At 64.2% G+C, this 14731-nt stretch carries 15 protein-coding genes; 10 read left to right on the forward strand and 5 right to left on the reverse strand.

Features of this window, described 5'->3' with window-relative positions; translation table 11 throughout:
* Positions 1 to 50 precede the first annotated feature (50 nt).
* Positions 51 to 563, reverse strand: coding sequence for an isoprenylcysteine carboxyl methyltransferase family protein (locus tag J2Z17_RS10610; RefSeq protein WP_209944702.1), 513 nt, complete (start codon positions 561 to 563; stop codon positions 51 to 53).
* Positions 564 to 710: 147 nt separating this feature from the next.
* Between J2Z17_RS10610 and J2Z17_RS10615 the strand changes: the two genes are divergently transcribed.
* The 7 genes from J2Z17_RS10615 to J2Z17_RS10645 all read left to right on the forward strand — a co-directional run bounded on the left by J2Z17_RS10615 (position 711) and on the right by J2Z17_RS10645 (position 8155).
* Positions 711 to 1997 (forward strand): MFS transporter, encoded by a 1287-nt coding sequence (locus J2Z17_RS10615; RefSeq protein ID WP_209944704.1) that lies wholly within the window; start codon positions 711 to 713, stop codon positions 1995 to 1997.
* Positions 1998 to 2038: 41 nt separating this feature from the next.
* A complete protein-coding gene (locus J2Z17_RS10620; RefSeq protein WP_209944706.1) occupies positions 2039 to 3445 on the forward strand; it encodes a multicopper oxidase family protein in 1407 nt (468 codons plus the stop codon).
* 67 nt (positions 3446 to 3512) lie between these two features.
* Positions 3513 to 4400 carry an MBL fold metallo-hydrolase gene (locus J2Z17_RS10625; protein WP_209944708.1) on the forward strand — a complete coding sequence of 296 codons (888 nt, stop codon included), beginning with the start codon at positions 3513 to 3515 and terminating at the stop codon, positions 4398 to 4400.
* Positions 4401 to 4534: 134 nt separating this feature from the next.
* A complete protein-coding gene (gene rnd / locus J2Z17_RS10630; RefSeq protein WP_209944710.1) occupies positions 4535 to 5680 on the forward strand; it encodes a ribonuclease D in 1146 nt (381 codons plus the stop codon).
* Between the two features lie 5 nt (positions 5681 to 5685).
* Complete coding sequence (locus J2Z17_RS10635) at positions 5686 to 6165, forward strand: GNAT family N-acetyltransferase (RefSeq protein ID WP_209944712.1); 480 nt, start codon at positions 5686 to 5688, stop codon at positions 6163 to 6165.
* Positions 6166 to 6168: 3 nt separating this feature from the next.
* The gene (locus J2Z17_RS10640) at positions 6169 to 7161 is read left to right on the forward strand and encodes a small ribosomal subunit Rsm22 family protein (RefSeq protein WP_209944715.1); all 993 of its coding nucleotides are present in this window, start codon (positions 6169 to 6171) and stop codon (positions 7159 to 7161) included.
* Positions 7151 to 8155, forward strand: coding sequence for a DUF2891 domain-containing protein (locus J2Z17_RS10645; RefSeq protein WP_209944717.1), 1005 nt, complete (start codon positions 7151 to 7153; stop codon positions 8153 to 8155). Before J2Z17_RS10640 ends, J2Z17_RS10645 begins: the two co-directional genes overlap by 11 nt.
* An 11-nt stretch (positions 8156 to 8166) precedes the next feature.
* On the opposite strand, the gene J2Z17_RS10650 is transcribed toward J2Z17_RS10645, so the two are convergent.
* Positions 8167 to 8574, reverse strand: coding sequence for a DUF2000 family protein (locus J2Z17_RS10650; protein WP_209944719.1), 408 nt, complete (start codon positions 8572 to 8574; stop codon positions 8167 to 8169).
* Between J2Z17_RS10650 and J2Z17_RS10655 the strand changes: the two genes are divergently transcribed.
* On the forward strand, positions 8573 to 9469 hold the full coding sequence (locus tag J2Z17_RS10655) for an AraC family transcriptional regulator (protein WP_245224010.1): 897 nt from the start codon (positions 8573 to 8575) through the stop codon (positions 9467 to 9469). The two genes, J2Z17_RS10650 and J2Z17_RS10655, sit on opposite strands and share 2 nt — an antisense overlap.
* 109 nt (positions 9470 to 9578) lie before the next feature.
* On the opposite strand, the gene J2Z17_RS10660 is transcribed toward J2Z17_RS10655, so the two are convergent.
* The 3 genes from J2Z17_RS10660 to purM all read right to left on the reverse strand — a co-directional run bounded on the left by J2Z17_RS10660 (position 9579) and on the right by purM (position 12336).
* A complete protein-coding gene (locus J2Z17_RS10660; RefSeq protein ID WP_209944722.1) occupies positions 9579 to 10496 on the reverse strand; it encodes an omptin family outer membrane protease in 918 nt (305 codons plus the stop codon).
* A gap of 113 nt (positions 10497 to 10609) precedes the next feature.
* Complete coding sequence (gene purN / locus J2Z17_RS10665; RefSeq protein WP_209944724.1) at positions 10610 to 11266, reverse strand: phosphoribosylglycinamide formyltransferase; 657 nt, start codon at positions 11264 to 11266, stop codon at positions 10610 to 10612.
* Complete coding sequence (gene purM, locus J2Z17_RS10670) at positions 11263 to 12336, reverse strand: phosphoribosylformylglycinamidine cyclo-ligase (protein WP_209944726.1); 1074 nt, start codon at positions 12334 to 12336, stop codon at positions 11263 to 11265. The genes purN and purM overlap by 4 nt, the downstream gene beginning before the upstream one ends.
* A 497-nt stretch (positions 12337 to 12833) precedes the next feature.
* Here purM and J2Z17_RS10675 point away from each other — a divergent pair, with 497 nt between their 5' ends.
* The gene (locus J2Z17_RS10675; protein ID WP_209944727.1) at positions 12834 to 13976 is read left to right on the forward strand and encodes an AI-2E family transporter; all 1143 of its coding nucleotides are present in this window, start codon (positions 12834 to 12836) and stop codon (positions 13974 to 13976) included.
* Positions 13977 to 14687 carry a DnaA regulatory inactivator HdaA gene (hdaA, locus tag J2Z17_RS10680; protein ID WP_209944729.1) on the forward strand — a complete coding sequence of 237 codons (711 nt, stop codon included), beginning with the start codon at positions 13977 to 13979 and terminating at the stop codon, positions 14685 to 14687.
* The last annotated feature ends 44 nt before the right edge of the window (positions 14688 to 14731 follow it).

Raw genomic sequence — 14731 nt, forward strand, 5'->3', positions numbered from 1 at the left:
AGCCCGGGAAAGCCATGGCGCTCCGGCGCCGCGCACACGGCCTGCCCCGATCAGAGCATGCCCTTCATCGCCCGCTCCTCCTGCCAGATGCGGACGGCCAGGACCAGCAGGTAAACGGGCAAACCTGCCGCCAGTGTCCACCATGCATGGAAGATCAGCGCGATGCCGATCAGTTCCGGCACGATGTTGAGCACATAATTGGGATGGCGCACGGTGCGAAACAGCGCATGCCGGCTGATCGGATGGTCCTTGGCAATCATGATCTTCACCGTCCAGACCGGGCCTAGCAGCCTGACGATCCAGACCAGCATGACAAGAGCGCCGAGAAGAATGACGAGCCCAAGGGCGGAGATCGCGTCGAAGCGGGTTTCGCGCACCAACCCCTCGCCGAAGGCCGCCAGATAATAGGCGATATGGGCGATCGCCAGCAGCCGGGTCACCAGCGCGCCATGTTCGACCGCCCCCTGCGCCCGCAATTTCTTCTCGTGGCGCTTCGAAACGGCGACGCTTGCAAGCCGGGCTATCACGGCGGCAACGAAGAGGACCGAAAGAATGGTGTTCATGAAATCCGGTGTCCGTTTAACGTGCAAAACAATGACGTCAGCCCTTAGCCAGCATTTTAGACCAAGACAATCGCGGCCGCCTTCGTTTATGACTGACGCCGCCCGTTCGCGCTCAGGCGGACCGGCCCTGCGATGAAAAGTCCTTTCATGTCAACGCTGCGCCCCCTCCTGCCCCTTCTCGTCACCGCCGGAATCCTGATCGGCGGCAACGGATTGCAGGGGACCTTCGTGTCGCTGCGCGGGCTGCAGGAGGGCTTTTCGCCTTCGGTCATCGGCATTATCGGCGCCGGCTACAATATCGGCTTTGCCATCGGCTGCATCTATGTCACCCGGATCATCCGCTCGATCGGCCATATCCGCACCTTCTGCGCGCTGGCGGCAATCGCCTCGGTCGCCTCCCTCACCATGCTGCTGTTCCTGACGCCGACCGCCTGGTTTGCGATGCGGCTGATACAAGGCCTCTGTTTTGCCGGCCTGTTCGCCACGGTGGAAAGCTGGCTGAATGCCCGGGTCACCAACAACAACCGGGCCCGGACGCTGTCGATCTACCGCTTCGTCGATCTCGGCGCCGTCACGCTCGCCCAGTTCGCCATTCCGGCGATCGGCATCTCCGGCGAGACGCTGTTCGTCGTCATCGCCATGGCGCTCAGCTTTTCGCTGGTGCCGATCTCGCTCACCGACCGGTCGAGCCCCGCCCCGCCCGAGCATGTGCGCTTCGACGTGCGCGTGCTCTGGCGCGTCTCGCCGCTCGCCACCATCGGCTGCGTCGTCGTCGGCCTGTCGAATTCGAGCTTCCGCTCGCTCGGACCGATCTATGCCGACGGCATCGGCATGTCGGTGGCCTCGATCGCCACCTTCATGAGCGTCGGCATCTTTGCCGGTGTCGTGCTGCAATATCCGCTCGGCTATTATTCCGACCGGCTGGACCGCCGCATCATCATCCTGGCGGCGACCTTCGGCTCGCTGCTGGCGAGCCTGTTCATCGCCTTTGTCGCCGGCGAAAGCGAGATCGCCAACTATATCGGCATCTTCCTGTTCGGCGCCTTCGCCATGCCGCTCTATTCGCTGTGTTCGGCCCATGCCAACGACCATGCGGCCCCCGGGCAACATGCGCTGGTGTCCGCCGGCACGCTGTTTTTCTGGTCGATCGGTGCCGTTATCGGACCGCTCTTCGCCTCGTTCATGATCGACCTGTTCGGCCCGCATGCCCTGTTCCTCTACATGAACGTCGTCATGGCCGTCTTCATGCTTTACACGCTGCAGCGCATGACGGTGCGCGAGGGCGTGCCGACCGAGGAGCGGCGCATGGGCTTCCGCTCGCTGCTCAGGACCTCGACCTTCTTTGCCAAGCTCGCGGCTCCCGCCAAGCGCGGCAAGCCGACGCAAGCGCAAGCCGGCGCGCCGGGGATTGATGACAAGGGCGGTCAGCTTTAAAAGGCCCTGCAGCAAGCCCCTTTCAATACCGGACGACAGTCATGCCGCTTCTGACCCGCCGACGCCTTCTTGCCGGAGCCTCCGTTGCCGGCGCCTATGGTGCCGGCATCGGCCTTGCCGGACGTTTTCGCACCGCCTTTGCGGCGCCCGAGCCACTCGGCATCGAGGCCGCGGCCACCAAGGCCGGCATCATCGACGGCAAGCCGACTCGGGAGATGATGACCTTCCGTGCCGCCGGCATCGGCGACGGCACGATACCGCCGGTGCTGCGGCTGAAGCGCGGCCAGCCCTTTGCCGCTCGCCTCACCAACCGGCTCGAAGAGCCGACCACCATCCACTGGCACGGGCTGCGCATTCCCAATGCCATGGACGGGGTGCCGTTTCTCACCCAGCCCTATGTCTATACCGGCGACAACTTCGACTACGCCTTCACCCCGCCGGATGCCGGCACCTTCTGGTACCATCCGCATTGCAACACCCTGACCCAGATGGGGCGCGGCATGGCCGGCATGCTGATCGTCGAGGATGACAAGGACCCTGTCTTCGACGCCGAGATCGATCTCAATCTGCGCGACTTCCGGCTGGGCGGCAACGGCCAGTTCATCGCCCAGTTCAAGCCGCGCGACGCTGCGAAATCCGGCACCTTCGGCACCATCCGCACCGCCAATTGGCGCCAGGAGCCGGTGTATGACGCACCGGCCGGCGGTCTGGTCAGGCTGCGCATCGCCGTCACCGACGTCACCCGCATCTACAATCTGAAGCTCGACGGTGCACAAGCGGTGATCGCCGCCCTCGACAGCCAGGCGCTGCCCGCGCATGAAGCCTTCGATCTTGCCACCGTATCGCCCGGCCAGCGGCTCGACCTGATCGTCCGCATGCCGGATGATGAAGGCGCGACGGTCACGCTCAGCGACATCCGCCCGTCGACGCCGAAGATCGTCGCAAGCTTGCGCTCCGTCGGCCGCTCGCTCGACCGCGCGCTCGGCGACGCGCCGCTGCTTGCGCCGAACGCACCGGTCGAACTCGACCTCTCATCCGCAGAAGAGGTGCCGCTGCTCCTCAGCGCCACGGCCGAGGATGCGGCGCGCGAAAGCTTCTGCGGCTCGCTCGGCTTTTCCTTCTGGGCGATCAACAAGAAGCCCTGGCCGGGGGACACCGCCGACCCGACGGCGCCGCTTGCCGAGATGAAGCTCGGCAGGACCTATGTGCTGGATCTGGAAAACGTCACGCCGCATGCCCATCCGATCCATCTGCACGGGATGAATTTCGTGCCGCTGGCGTCGTCGACACGGCCGGTGCGCAAGCTTGCGACCGACACCTATCTGGTGCTGCCCGACGAGAAGGTGAAACTGGCGCTGGTCGCCGACAATCCCGGTGACTGGGTCATCCATTGCCATATCATCGAGCATCAGAAGACCGGCATGACCTCCTATCTGCGCGTCGTCTGACGATGCCGCGTTGACAGGCGGGCTTTGCCGGTTGCTGATGGTCGGCAAACCACGAGGGCCATGTGAGATGCCGGATCTTTCCGAAACCATGCGGATTTTCGAACCCTATCCGGGCCTTTTTGCCTATTACGACGGTCGCATAGCCGGCAAACGGCTCTGGTCGGACGAAGAGAACTGGCTCGACGACGGCGCCTATTCCCTGGGGATCGCGACCTATGCGCTGGTCGATGGCGCGGACGCGATCGTCTACGACACCCATACCTCGCTCGACCATGCCCGGGCGATCCGCCGGCACCTCAAGCAGCTCGGCGTGACGACCATCCGCGTCGTGCTCAGCCACGGGCACACCGACCATGTCGCCGGAAACGCGGTGTTTGCCGATTGCGAGATCATCGCGCTGCAGGCGACCGCCGACTATCTGGCGGCCAACCGGCTGAAGCTGGAGACCGGCAGTCCGTCCATCATGCCGCTCGTCATGCCGAACCGGCTCTTCGAAAAACGGCTGTCGCTCAGGATCGGGAACCGGGCCGTCGAACTGCTGCATTTCGACATCCACAGCGCCGATGGCTGCGTGCTCTGGCTGCCCGATGCGGGGATCCTGCTGGCTGGCGATACCGTCGAGGACACCGTTACCTATGTTTCCGAGCCCGAGCACACCGCCATCCATATCCGCGAGCTTGAGCGTCTCGCGGCATTGCCGATCACCCGCATCCTGCCGGATCACGGCGCACCGGAGATCATCGCGGCCGGTGGCTACGCGCCGTCCCTGATTGCCGCCAACAGGGCCTATCTCACCCGTCTTCTCGAACGCCTCGACGAACCGGGGATCGACGAATTGCCGCTTGCATACTTCGTCGCGACAGAGATCGAGAGCGGCGCGATCGGCTATTTCGCCCCTTATGACGCGGTCCATCGGCAAAACATCGCTTGCCTTCGCGGCGTCCAGCCCGTTTGAGCTGATCCTGGCGAGAAGAGGTCGAATACGGCCTTTTTCGGTCCGCACTCTGGTCGAAAGGCGGTCGTCGTATTGACATGGGCGGCCGAAAGGGAAAGGAAGGTTGTCTTCTTTTATCGTTTGACCGATGTGAAATGATCGAAACAACAAAAGCCCTCGAAGAGGCCTGCAGCACGCTCGCCAAGTCCGACTTCATCACGATCGACACGGAATTTCTGCGAGAAAGTACGTTCTGGCCCGAACTCTGCCTGATCCAGATGGCAAGCCCGGATCTGGAAGTCATCGTCGACCCGCTGGCGAAGGGCATCGATCTCAAGCCCTTCTTCGAGCTGATGGCCAATCCCTCGGTCACCAAGGCGTTTCATGCCGCGCGTCAGGACATCGAAATCATCTTCCATCTTGGCGATCTGATCCCGCATCCGATCTTCGACACCCAGGTCGCCGCCATGGTCTGCGGCTTCGGTGACTCGGTCTCCTATGACCAGCTGGTGCAGAAGATCAAAGGCGTCCACATCGACAAGTCGTCGCGCTTTACCGACTGGAGCCGGCGTCCGCTGACCGAAAAGCAGCTCGACTATGCACTGGCCGACGTCACCCATCTGCGTGACATCTACATCACGCTGCGCGACGAGCTTGAGCGCGAGGGCCGCGCGAGCTGGCTGAAGGAAGAGATGGCGATCCTGGAATCGCGCAACACCTATGATCTGGCGCCGGAAAATGCCTGGCAGCGGCTGAAGATGCGCCTGCGCAAGCCGCAGGAACTGGCCGTGGTCAAATATGTCGCCGCCTGGCGCGAACGCGAGGCCCGTTCCCGCAACGTGCCGCGGTCGCGCGTGCTGAAGGACGATGCGATCTTCGAGATCGGCCAACAGCAGCCGAAGGACACCGAGGCACTCGGCCGCCTGCGCACCATCCCGCGCGGCTGGGAACGGTCGTCGTCCGGCAGCGCCATTGTCGAGGCGGTCAACGAGGCGCTGGCGCTTCCCAAGGAAGAGATGCCGCGCCTGCCGCGTCACACGCCGACCCCCGATGGCGCCCAGGCAGCCGTCGAACTTCTGAAGGTGCTGCTGCGCCTGACCTCCGAGCGGCACGGCGTCGCCGCCAAGATGATCGCCAACAGCGACGATCTCGACCGGATCGCCAGCGAGGGTGAAAACGCCGAAGTGCCGGCCATGCAGGGCTGGCGGCGCGAGCTGTTCGGCAATTCCGCGCTCAAGCTGATCTCCGGCGGCATGGCGCTTCGCTTTGCCGACAAGAAGGTCGAGACGGTGGAGTTCTAAGCGCCATGATCCGCGCCACGGCGCGGCGCGCCACCCTGGACGACATCCCCTTCATCCTGGCGACCGAACGGCTTCCCGGCTACGAGAAGACCGTCGGACGGTTCGACGAAGCCGAACACGTCGCGCAGGTCGATCATCCGGACTGGCTCTATCTCGTTGCCGAAGGTCTCGGCCTCGGGATCTTCCAGGACATCCGGCATCCCGACCAGAATATCCAGCTTCGCCGCTTCATCGTCACGGAACCGTCGAAAGGCCTTGGCAGCCTGCTGCTGCCGGCCGTGCTCGGCCATGCGTTCCAGCACACCGATGCCCACCGCATCTGGCTGCGGCTGGTCGACGGCAATACGGCCGCCGTGAAGCTCTACGCGAAATGCGGCTTCGTCCGGGAAGGCATCCAGCGCCAGGCCGGTGTCCGGCCCGACGGCAGCCGTTTCGATTTCATCGTCATGTCGGTGCTCAGGCCCGAATGGGAAATGCAGGACTGATTCATGGAACTGCCAGCCCCCTTGCGTGCCGCCGTCGACCGGATGCTCGACGGGATTGCGCTCGAGACATTGACAAAGGCGGGCGCGCGGCTTTCCGACCGCTATCGGCGCGAGGTGCGGGACGGCCGCCTGCATATCGATGACGTGCTCGCCGCCAAGGCCTATCTGGCTACCCGCCTGCCGGCGACCTTCGCCGCCGTGCGCGCAGCGCTGGAAATGGTCGCGGATGCGTCACCCGATTTTTCGCCTCGCACATTGATCGACGCAGGCTCCGGCCCCGGCACGGTGCTCTGGGCCGCCGCCGATTGCTGGGACGATCTGGAAAGCGCCCGGATGATCGAGGCAAGCGATGCGATCCGCGATTTGGGCGAGACACTCTCCACCCATGCGGCGGTCGACGTGGAATGGCTGAAGGCGGACGTCACCCTTTCCCTGCCATCCCTCGCGCCTGCGGATCTGGTGACGCTCTCCTATGTGCTGGACGAGGTGCCGCAGGCGAGCATCGCCCCGATCGTGACGCAGCTGTGGGCGCTCACCAGCCACACGCTGGTGATCATCGAACCCGGCACGACGGCCGGCTGGCAGCGCATTCTGGCGGCCCGCAGGCTGCTGGTCGAGGCGGGTGCCCATCTCGTCGCCCCCTGCCCGCATGCCGCCGACTGTCCGATCGTTACCCCGGACTGGTGCCATTTTTCCCGCCGCGTCGCCCGATCGCGCGTACATCGTCTTGCCAAGCAGGCGGAGGTGCCGTGGGAGGACGAGAAATACATCTTCATCGCCGCCTCGCGCCATGCCGCGGAACCGCCGGCTGCCCGCGTGCTGGCGCCACCCAGGGCGTCGAGCGGCGTTGCGCGGCTGAAACTCTGCCGCGCCGACGGCACTGCCCGCGAACAGACCTTCAGCCGGCGCGACGGCGATGTGTTCAAGCAGGCCCGCCGGGCCGACTGGGGCGACGGCCTCAACCTTGCCGAAGGAGACCAGACCGATGGCCGATGAACTGACGCCGGCGCTTGCCGAGAGCTTCGCCAAGATCGCCCTCGGCCATGTCAGCCGCGAATATCCCAATTCGCTGGCCCATATGTTCGACAGCGCGGCGGACGCCGCTACACCGAGCCAGCTGCATCCGATCTTCTACGGCAGTCTCGACTGGCATTCCTGCGTGCACGGCTACTGGATGCTGGCGCGGCTGATGAACCGCTTTCCCGACCTCCCCTCGGCTTCGAGGATCGTGGCGCTTTTCGACGCGCAACTGACGGCGGACAAGGTCGCCGGCGAATGCGCCTATTTCGAGCGGCCGTCGTCGCGCGGCTATGAAAGGCCCTATGGCTGGGGCTGGCTGCTGAAGCTTGCAAGCGAACTGTCGGCAGTGCGCGACATCCGCTGGTTCGAGACCCTGAAGCCGCTGGCCGACATCATCGCCGGGCGCTTCACCGACTTCCTGCCGATCGCGACCTATCCGATCAGGGTCGGCACCCATTTCAACACCGCCTTTGCCCTGCGCCTTGCCGCCGACTACGCCGACTCGGTGGCGGACGGCGAATTGACCGCTCTCCTGACCGCGACGGCCGAGCGCTGGTACGGCGGCGATGCGGCCTGTCCGGCCTGGGGCGAACCCTCGGGCGACGAATTCCTGTCTTCGGCGCTCATCGAGGCCGAATGCATGCGCCGGCTGATGACGCCGGACGCCTTCCGCCCGTGGTTCGAGCGCTTCCTGCCCGATATCGAAGGCGGCCGGCCGGGCAACCTGTTTGTGCCGGCGACCGTCACCGACCGCAGCGACGGCAAGATCGCCCATCTCGATGGCCTCAACATCAGCCGTGCCTGGTGCTGGCGTGCCCTTGCCTCCAGCCTCGCCGAACACGATCCGCGCCACGGTATGATGATCGACGCGGCAGACCGGCACCTGGCGGCAGGTCTCGGCCATGTCGACAGCGACTATATGGGCGAGCACTGGCTGGCGAGCTTCGCCGTCCTGGCGCTCGAGGCCTGAGACCATCCGCCTCAGGGGTGCATTTTTGCGCCCTTGGTGATCTTGTCGACAATCTTCTTGTCCGCCCGGATCGCGATGCCGACGACCCTGGCATCCTCCGGTGCATGCTCGGCAAAGGCTGCGCGATTTTCGGCGTCGTGACCGGTCGAGAACATCTCCTCGATATAGAGCGAAGCCGGCACTTGCCGTTCGAGCGCGCGGCCGTGGATCTTGCGCAGAGTCTCCTGGTCGGTCGCCAGCACGACGATCGGCTGGATGCAGAGCGCATTGTAGACATTGCCGGCCGCATCGCGATAGGGCTCGCCAATGATCGAGGGCTCGGCGCCCACTATGCCGCTGGTCAGGAAGGCGGTAACATTGAGCTTCTGCCACTGGGCGAGATCGTCCCGGAGGACAACGGCGATTTTGGTATCGAACATGAAACACTCCGCACACGGACTACTGGATGAGGGGCTCGGCCTAGCAATGGCTGCGGGCAGCGGTCTTGAACGTTCGTGCATCCGCCCTGCCCCGGCAACCGACACGATCCGCATGGGGCGCGACCTCGGCCCGGTGGAGCGGATCGAGGCGGTGTTTTCCGGCAACGGCTTTTCGCCGCACCGCCACGACACCTACGCGATCGGGCTTACCCTGTCGGGTGTCCAGACCTTTGCCTATCGCGGGGAAAGCCGCTATTCGACGCCCGGCAACATCATCGTCCTGCATCCCGACGAACTGCATGACGGCGGCGCCGGCACCGATGCCGGGCTGCGCTACCGGATGATCTACATTCCGCCGGAACTCGTGCTGGAGGCCGGCCGGCGGCAGGGGGACAGCCTGCCCTTCGTCGCCGCGCCGGTGTTTTCCGACCCAGACCTTGCCGCCACGCTTGCCGAGGTGCTGCACGACCTCGATCAGGTGCCCGAGGAACTGGCCTTTTCCGACCAGATCGCCCGCATTGCCGATGGCCTTGCCCGCAACGCGCTTGCCCGGCCGGCAATGTCGAAAACACCGGCACGTAGTGCTGTCGCCCAGGCCTCGGCCTATCTGAGGGAGAACTGCAACCGGCCGGTCTCCTCGCAAGAGCTGGAGGGCGTCACCGATCTCGACCGCTATACGCTCGCCCGCCAGTTTCGCCAGCTGACAGGCACCAGTCCGCACCGTTACCAGGTGATGCGGCGGCTGGAACGGGCGCGTTCCGCCATGCTGGCGGGCATGCCGATCGCTGAAGCGGCTTTCGATGCCGGCTTTGCCGACCAGGCGCATTTCACCCGGCATTTCAAGAAGAGCTACGGCATGACCCCCGGACGTTTCCAGGTGATCTCCCGCAACTGACCCGGCGACGGATCAAGCCCGTTCCTCGATCAGGCAATTCCCGCCACCCGTCGATGCGACCCGTCGTCGGTCGCAACGAGCAGAGCAAGGCGGATTGCCATGCGGCGGCTCAGAAGCTGCCCTTGATCCCGGCCCCGACATAGGCGGCCTGGAAGGTAGCCCCGCCGATATCGGCAGCGGTCGTGCGCGTGCCGGCCGTTCGGTCCACATAGGTCGAATCGCCGTCACCGAAATCGGTATAGTCGAAACTGCCTGCCAGATAGACCGATGCGGAGTGGGTGAGCGCGTAGTTCAGGGTCAGGTTGACCGCAACCATCGGCGCATAATCGAACTCGTCGGTGATCCGCAGATCGCGCATCCAGTGATCGTCGATCGTTTTCGGCTTGATCAGCGCGCCGACCTCCACGCCGCCGTCGAGGCTGAACCGGCCGAATGTCCGCGTCCCGTCGACCTGCGCATAGACCGCCGGCATTTTCTGCCGGTAGGTTATGGCCTTCTCTCCGTCGGCGAATTCGCCGACTGTGTCACGGGTGCCCGAGACACTGTAGACGTAGGAGCCACCCCGCGCCGTCCACTGGACGTCGGTATAGCGCCCGCCGATGCCGGCACTCAGGGTGTTGCGGCCGTCCTCGAAAAGTTGATGGTTGATTTCCACGCCGCCGGAGAAATAGTGGTCGAGTTCCGTGTCGGGATGGACAGAGCGATCGCTCCAGCCGCCATCGCCGGTGTTGATATAATAGGGCGGGATCCAGTCATAGTCCCGCATCTCGCCATCGCCCTTAAAGCCGATGCGGCCTTCGGCCTTGATCTGCCAGGTCGGCGTAATGTTGATGCCGAGCGCGCCGCGCAAGGTCGGCACGTTTTCGCTCTTCCAGTCGAGTTCGCTCAGACGGAAACCGTCGATATTGACCGATTCTTCGGCCGATAGCCGGCTGTAGCCCGCATCAAACGACGCGAAGACGGTATCCCCGGCCCTCGCCTGCGCCGAGACGACGAGCACTCCGGCCGCCAACGGATATAATGCCAAGCCCATCCTGATCATCTGAAAGCCCCCACAACACTCTAAGTTGTGGGCACCTTCGGGGAATCGTGGTTAATAAACTGCCTAAAACAATAAATTATAATGCTATTTATAACAGATCACGAAGATAGAATCCTGGCCGCGGGATCCGCGTTGGAGCCCGTCCGCACGGTGTTGCCTGCATCGTCCATCCGCACCTCTCCGAGCGCCACCGCGCGCAAGGCCATCGGATAGAGCTGGTGCTCGACGGTGAGGACGCGGGATGCCAATGTCTCCGCGGTGTCGTCGGCCATTACCGGCACCACGCCCTGAGCGATGATCGGACCTTCATCCATGCCTTCGGTGACGAAATGCACCGTGCAGCCTGCCACCCGCATCCCGGCGTCGAGCGCCCGCTCATGGGTGTGCAGCCCGGCAAACAGCGGCAGCAAGGACGGATGGATGTTGAGGATGGCGCCGGCATAGGCCTGGATGAAATCGGCCGACAGCAGTCGCATGTAGCCGGCAAGGCAGATCAGGTCCGGCTGAAGTTCCGACAGCTTGCCGAGGATCGCCATTTCGTGGTCGGCCTTGCTCGGATAATCGCGGCGGGCAAAGGCATAGGTGGCGATGCCCTCGGCCCTTGCCTTGGCGAGACCTCCGGCCTCGGGCTTGTCGGAGACGACGGCGACGATCTCGGCCGGGAAGTCGGCCGCCTTCGTCGCTTCCAGCAGCGACAGCATGTTGGAGCCGCCACCGGAAATGAAGACGACGACCCGCTTGCGGGCGCGGCTCACAGCGCGAGGTCTCCGGCGTAGATCGTGCCGGCAGCGCCCTCTTCACGGCCAACCATGCGGCCGAGGGCAAAGACCGTCTCGCCCTCCGCCGTCAGGGACGCGGTGACGCGCTCGACGTCTTCGCTCCGTACCACGAGGATCATGCCGACGCCGCAATTGAAGGTTCTGAGCATCTCGTTGCGGGCGACGCCGCCGGCCTTGGCAAGCCAGGAGAACACGGCAGGCGGCGTGATAGACGAGAGGTCGATTTCGGCGGCCAGGTGCTTGGGCAGCACGCGCGGAATGTTTTCCGGGAAACCGCCGCCGGTGATGTGGGCAAGCGCCTTGATCGCGCCGGTCTCGCGGATCGCCTTCAGCAACGGCTTCACATAGATGCGGGTCGGCGTCAGCAGCGCCTGACCGAGCGACTGCCCTTCCGCAAAGGGTGCCGGCGCATCCCAGGCAAGACCGGAAAGCTCGACGATCTTGCGCACCAGAGAGAAACCGTTGGAATGGACGCCCGAGGAGGCGAGCCCGAGGATGACGTCGCCTTCGGCGATATCGCCGGCCGGCAGCAGCTGGCCGCGCTCGGCAGCGCCGACGGCAAAGCCGGCGAGATCGTAGTCGCCGCCCTTGTACATGCCGGGCATTTCGGCCGTCTCGCCGCCGATCAGCGCGCAGCCGGCGTCGCGGCAACCGGCCGCGATGCCCTCAACGATCGCGGCCCCCTGTTCGGGCTCCAGCTTGCCGGTGGCGTAGTAGTCGAGGAAGAACAGCGGTTCGGCGCCTTGCACCACGAGATCGTTGACGCACATGGCGACGAGGTCGATGCCGACGGTATCGTGGATATCGGCGTCGATGGCGATCTTCAGCTTGGTCCCGACGCCGTCATTGGCCGCCACCAGAACCGGATCGGTAAAGCCCGCGGCCTTCAGGTCGAATAGCCCGCCGAAGCCGCCGATCTCGCCATCCGCACCGGGGCGACGCGTGGAACGAACCGCCGGTTTGATCTTTTCCACCAGCAGGTTTCCGGCATCGATGTCGACCCCGGCATCGCTGTAGGTCAGGCCGTTCTTCCCTTCCTGGCTCATATGCGTACTCCATGGCTGGCAGATATCGGCTGGCAATTCGCATGAGATGCCCTGGGATGCAAGCGCAAGGCGCTGCCGGCGGGCGGTTTTCCGGCGAAAATGCGCGGGCGTTGCGCGATTGCCGTTGCGCGGCCAGCCCGGATGCTATCCTGAAACAGGAGAGCCCAGCATATCTGGTCCACCGACAGTCTAGCCTACAGCGTCCGCGCCAACGCCGTTACCCTCCTCGCCATCTTCCATCCAATACCGCGGCCTGCCCCTTGGGGCAGCAGGTTCGGAGGCCCGGTGACTGAGCAAGCCCGATCAGGTCTCCCGGATGCGGGAGGGGATGTCACGCCGTTGCAGTCGGCTTATCCCCTGTGCACAGCGGGGATGATACTGTGCGCTGCAACAGCCAATCTTGACCTTTGCCTTGGTGGCAGCCTATTCGTGCCTAAGTTAAAGCGTTCATAGCCAACGCCCGCGTGTCCGTGGACCGCTCACCGAGGACAAGCACCATGACCTATCAATTCACAGGGTCCGGCCTTCGGCGCCAGTTCATCTTCTGGATGATCGTGCTGGTGACCTTCGTCTGCTTCCTGATGCTGTTCCGCTCCATCCTGCTGCCGTTCATCGCCGGCATGGCGCTCGCCTATTTTCTCGATCCTGTCGCCGACCGGCTCGAAGGTTTCGGCCTGTCGCGGATGATGGCGTCGGTGGTCATTCTGATTGCCTTTGTCGTGCTCTTCGCGCTCTCGCTGATGATCATCATCCCGCTGATCATCAGTCAGCTCAACGACTTCATCAAGAACGTCCCCGACTATGTGACGCAGCTGCAGCAGCTGGTCGCCCAGTCGAACGCCCAGTGGCTGCCGGAATGGCTGCACAGCCAGATGGATACGATCAAGGGCAATTTCTCCAAATATATCAGCGAGGGCGTCGGCTTTGTCGGCACCCTTCTGGCGCAGATCTGGAATTCCGGCAAGGCGATCGTCGATATCGCCTCGCTGCTGGTCGTGACACCGGTGGTTGCCTTCTACATGCTGCTGGACTGGGACCGCATGGTCGCCAAGGTCGACAGCTGGATCCCCCGCCGGCATCTGGGCGACGTGCGCGAGATCGCCCTCGAGATGGACCGGGCGATTGCCGGTTTCGTCCGCGGCCAGGGCTCGCTCTGCATGATCCAGGCTGCCTTCTACGGCATCGGCCTGACGCTGATCGGGCTCAATTTCGGCCTGCTGATCGGTATCTTCACCGGGATGATCAGCTTCATCCCCTATATCGGTTCGACCGTCGGCCTGTTGCTGGCGCTGGGCGTCGCCGTGGTCCAGTTCTGGCCGGATTACTGGCAGGTGATCCTTGTGCTCGCCTTCTTCTTCGCCGGCCAGTTCATCGAGGGCAATATCCTGCAGCCCAAGCTGATCGGCTCCTCGGTCGGCCTGCATCCGGTCTGGCTGATGTTCGCCCTCTTCGCCTTCGGCGCCCTGTTCGGCTTTGTCGGCGTGCTGGTGGCCGTGCCGTTGGCCGCCGCCGTGGGCGTGCTTGTCCGCTTTGCCTTGAGGCAGTATCTTGAAAGCGATCTCTACGAAGGGCCGACGACGGTGATCATGACGCTGCCGGATGCCGCCAAGCCCGACCAGAGCCGATTGCCCGAGGCCTAGATGAACGATGGGAAGAAGTCCGCGCCGAAACGTGGACCCGAACAATTGCCGCTGGCCTTCGCCTACCGCGCCTCTTCCGGGCGCGACGACCTGCTGATCAACGCCCGCATGGAAACGGCCGTCGGCCTTGTCGACAGCTGGCCGGATTGGCCCTCGCCGGTGGTGATCATCACCGGGCCGCCCGGTTCCGGCAAATCCCACCTGGCCGCGGTCTGGCGCGAGGCGAGCAATGCGGCCGATATCGTGCCGGAAAGCGGGGCGCAGACCTCGCAGACGGCCGCGACCCGTCCGGTGATCTTCGAGGATGTCGATCGCACCGCCTATAGCGAGACCGAACTCTTCCATGTGATCAACAGCGTGCGCCAGAACGGCAGCGCGATCCTGATGACGGCACGGACCTGGCCGGCCACCTGGGGTATCGACCTTGCCGATCTCAAGTCGCGACTTCGAGCCGCCACCATGGTCGAGATCGGCGAGCCCGACGAGGACCACCTGCAGCAGCTGATCGTCAAGCTGTTTGCCGACCGTCAGCTTCATGTGGATGACAGACTTGTCGGCTATATCGTACAGCGCATCGATCGCAGCTTCGAGGCGGCGCAGGCCGTCGTCGAGCGGATCGACCAGATGGCGCTGGCCAGACGGGCCAAGGTGACCCGTCAGCTTGCCGGCCAGGCGATCACCGAGCTCGGCTTTTCGGCCTCGGAGACATAAAACCTGTCACAGTAACTTCGTGAATTTGTTATAGTTGGCAGGAC

The sequence above is a fragment of the Heterorhizobium halophytocola genome (genome assembly GCF_017873095.1).
Taxonomy (GTDB): Bacteria; Pseudomonadota; Alphaproteobacteria; order Rhizobiales; family Rhizobiaceae; genus Allorhizobium; species Allorhizobium halophytocola.

Bases quoted from the DNA above. Each gene is read 5' to 3' on its own strand.
- J2Z17_RS10610 (WP_209944702.1), bottom strand. From the start codon at position 563: ATGAACACCATTCTTTCGGTCCTCTTCGTTGCCGCCGTGATAGCCCGG.
- J2Z17_RS10615 (WP_209944704.1), top strand. From the start codon at position 711: ATGTCAACGCTGCGCCCCCTCCTGCCCCTTCTCGTCACCGCCGGAATC.
- J2Z17_RS10620 (WP_209944706.1), top strand. From the start codon at position 2,039: ATGCCGCTTCTGACCCGCCGACGCCTTCTTGCCGGAGCCTCCGTTGCC.
- J2Z17_RS10625 (WP_209944708.1), top strand. From the start codon at position 3,513: ATGCCGGATCTTTCCGAAACCATGCGGATTTTCGAACCCTATCCGGGC.
- rnd (WP_209944710.1), top strand. From the start codon at position 4,535: ATGATCGAAACAACAAAAGCCCTCGAAGAGGCCTGCAGCACGCTCGCC.
- J2Z17_RS10635 (WP_209944712.1), top strand. From the start codon at position 5,686: ATGATCCGCGCCACGGCGCGGCGCGCCACCCTGGACGACATCCCCTTC.
- J2Z17_RS10640 (WP_209944715.1), top strand. From the start codon at position 6,169: ATGGAACTGCCAGCCCCCTTGCGTGCCGCCGTCGACCGGATGCTCGAC.
- J2Z17_RS10645 (WP_209944717.1), top strand. From the start codon at position 7,151: ATGGCCGATGAACTGACGCCGGCGCTTGCCGAGAGCTTCGCCAAGATC.
- J2Z17_RS10655 (WP_245224010.1), top strand. From the start codon at position 8,573: ATGAAACACTCCGCACACGGACTACTGGATGAGGGGCTCGGCCTAGCA.
- J2Z17_RS10650 (WP_209944719.1), bottom strand. From the start codon at position 8,574: ATGTTCGATACCAAAATCGCCGTTGTCCTCCGGGACGATCTCGCCCAG.
- purM (WP_209944726.1), bottom strand. From the start codon at position 12,336: ATGAGCCAGGAAGGGAAGAACGGCCTGACCTACAGCGATGCCGGGGTC.
- J2Z17_RS10675 (WP_209944727.1), top strand. From the start codon at position 12,834: ATGACCTATCAATTCACAGGGTCCGGCCTTCGGCGCCAGTTCATCTTC.
- hdaA (WP_209944729.1), top strand. From the start codon at position 13,977: ATGAACGATGGGAAGAAGTCCGCGCCGAAACGTGGACCCGAACAATTG.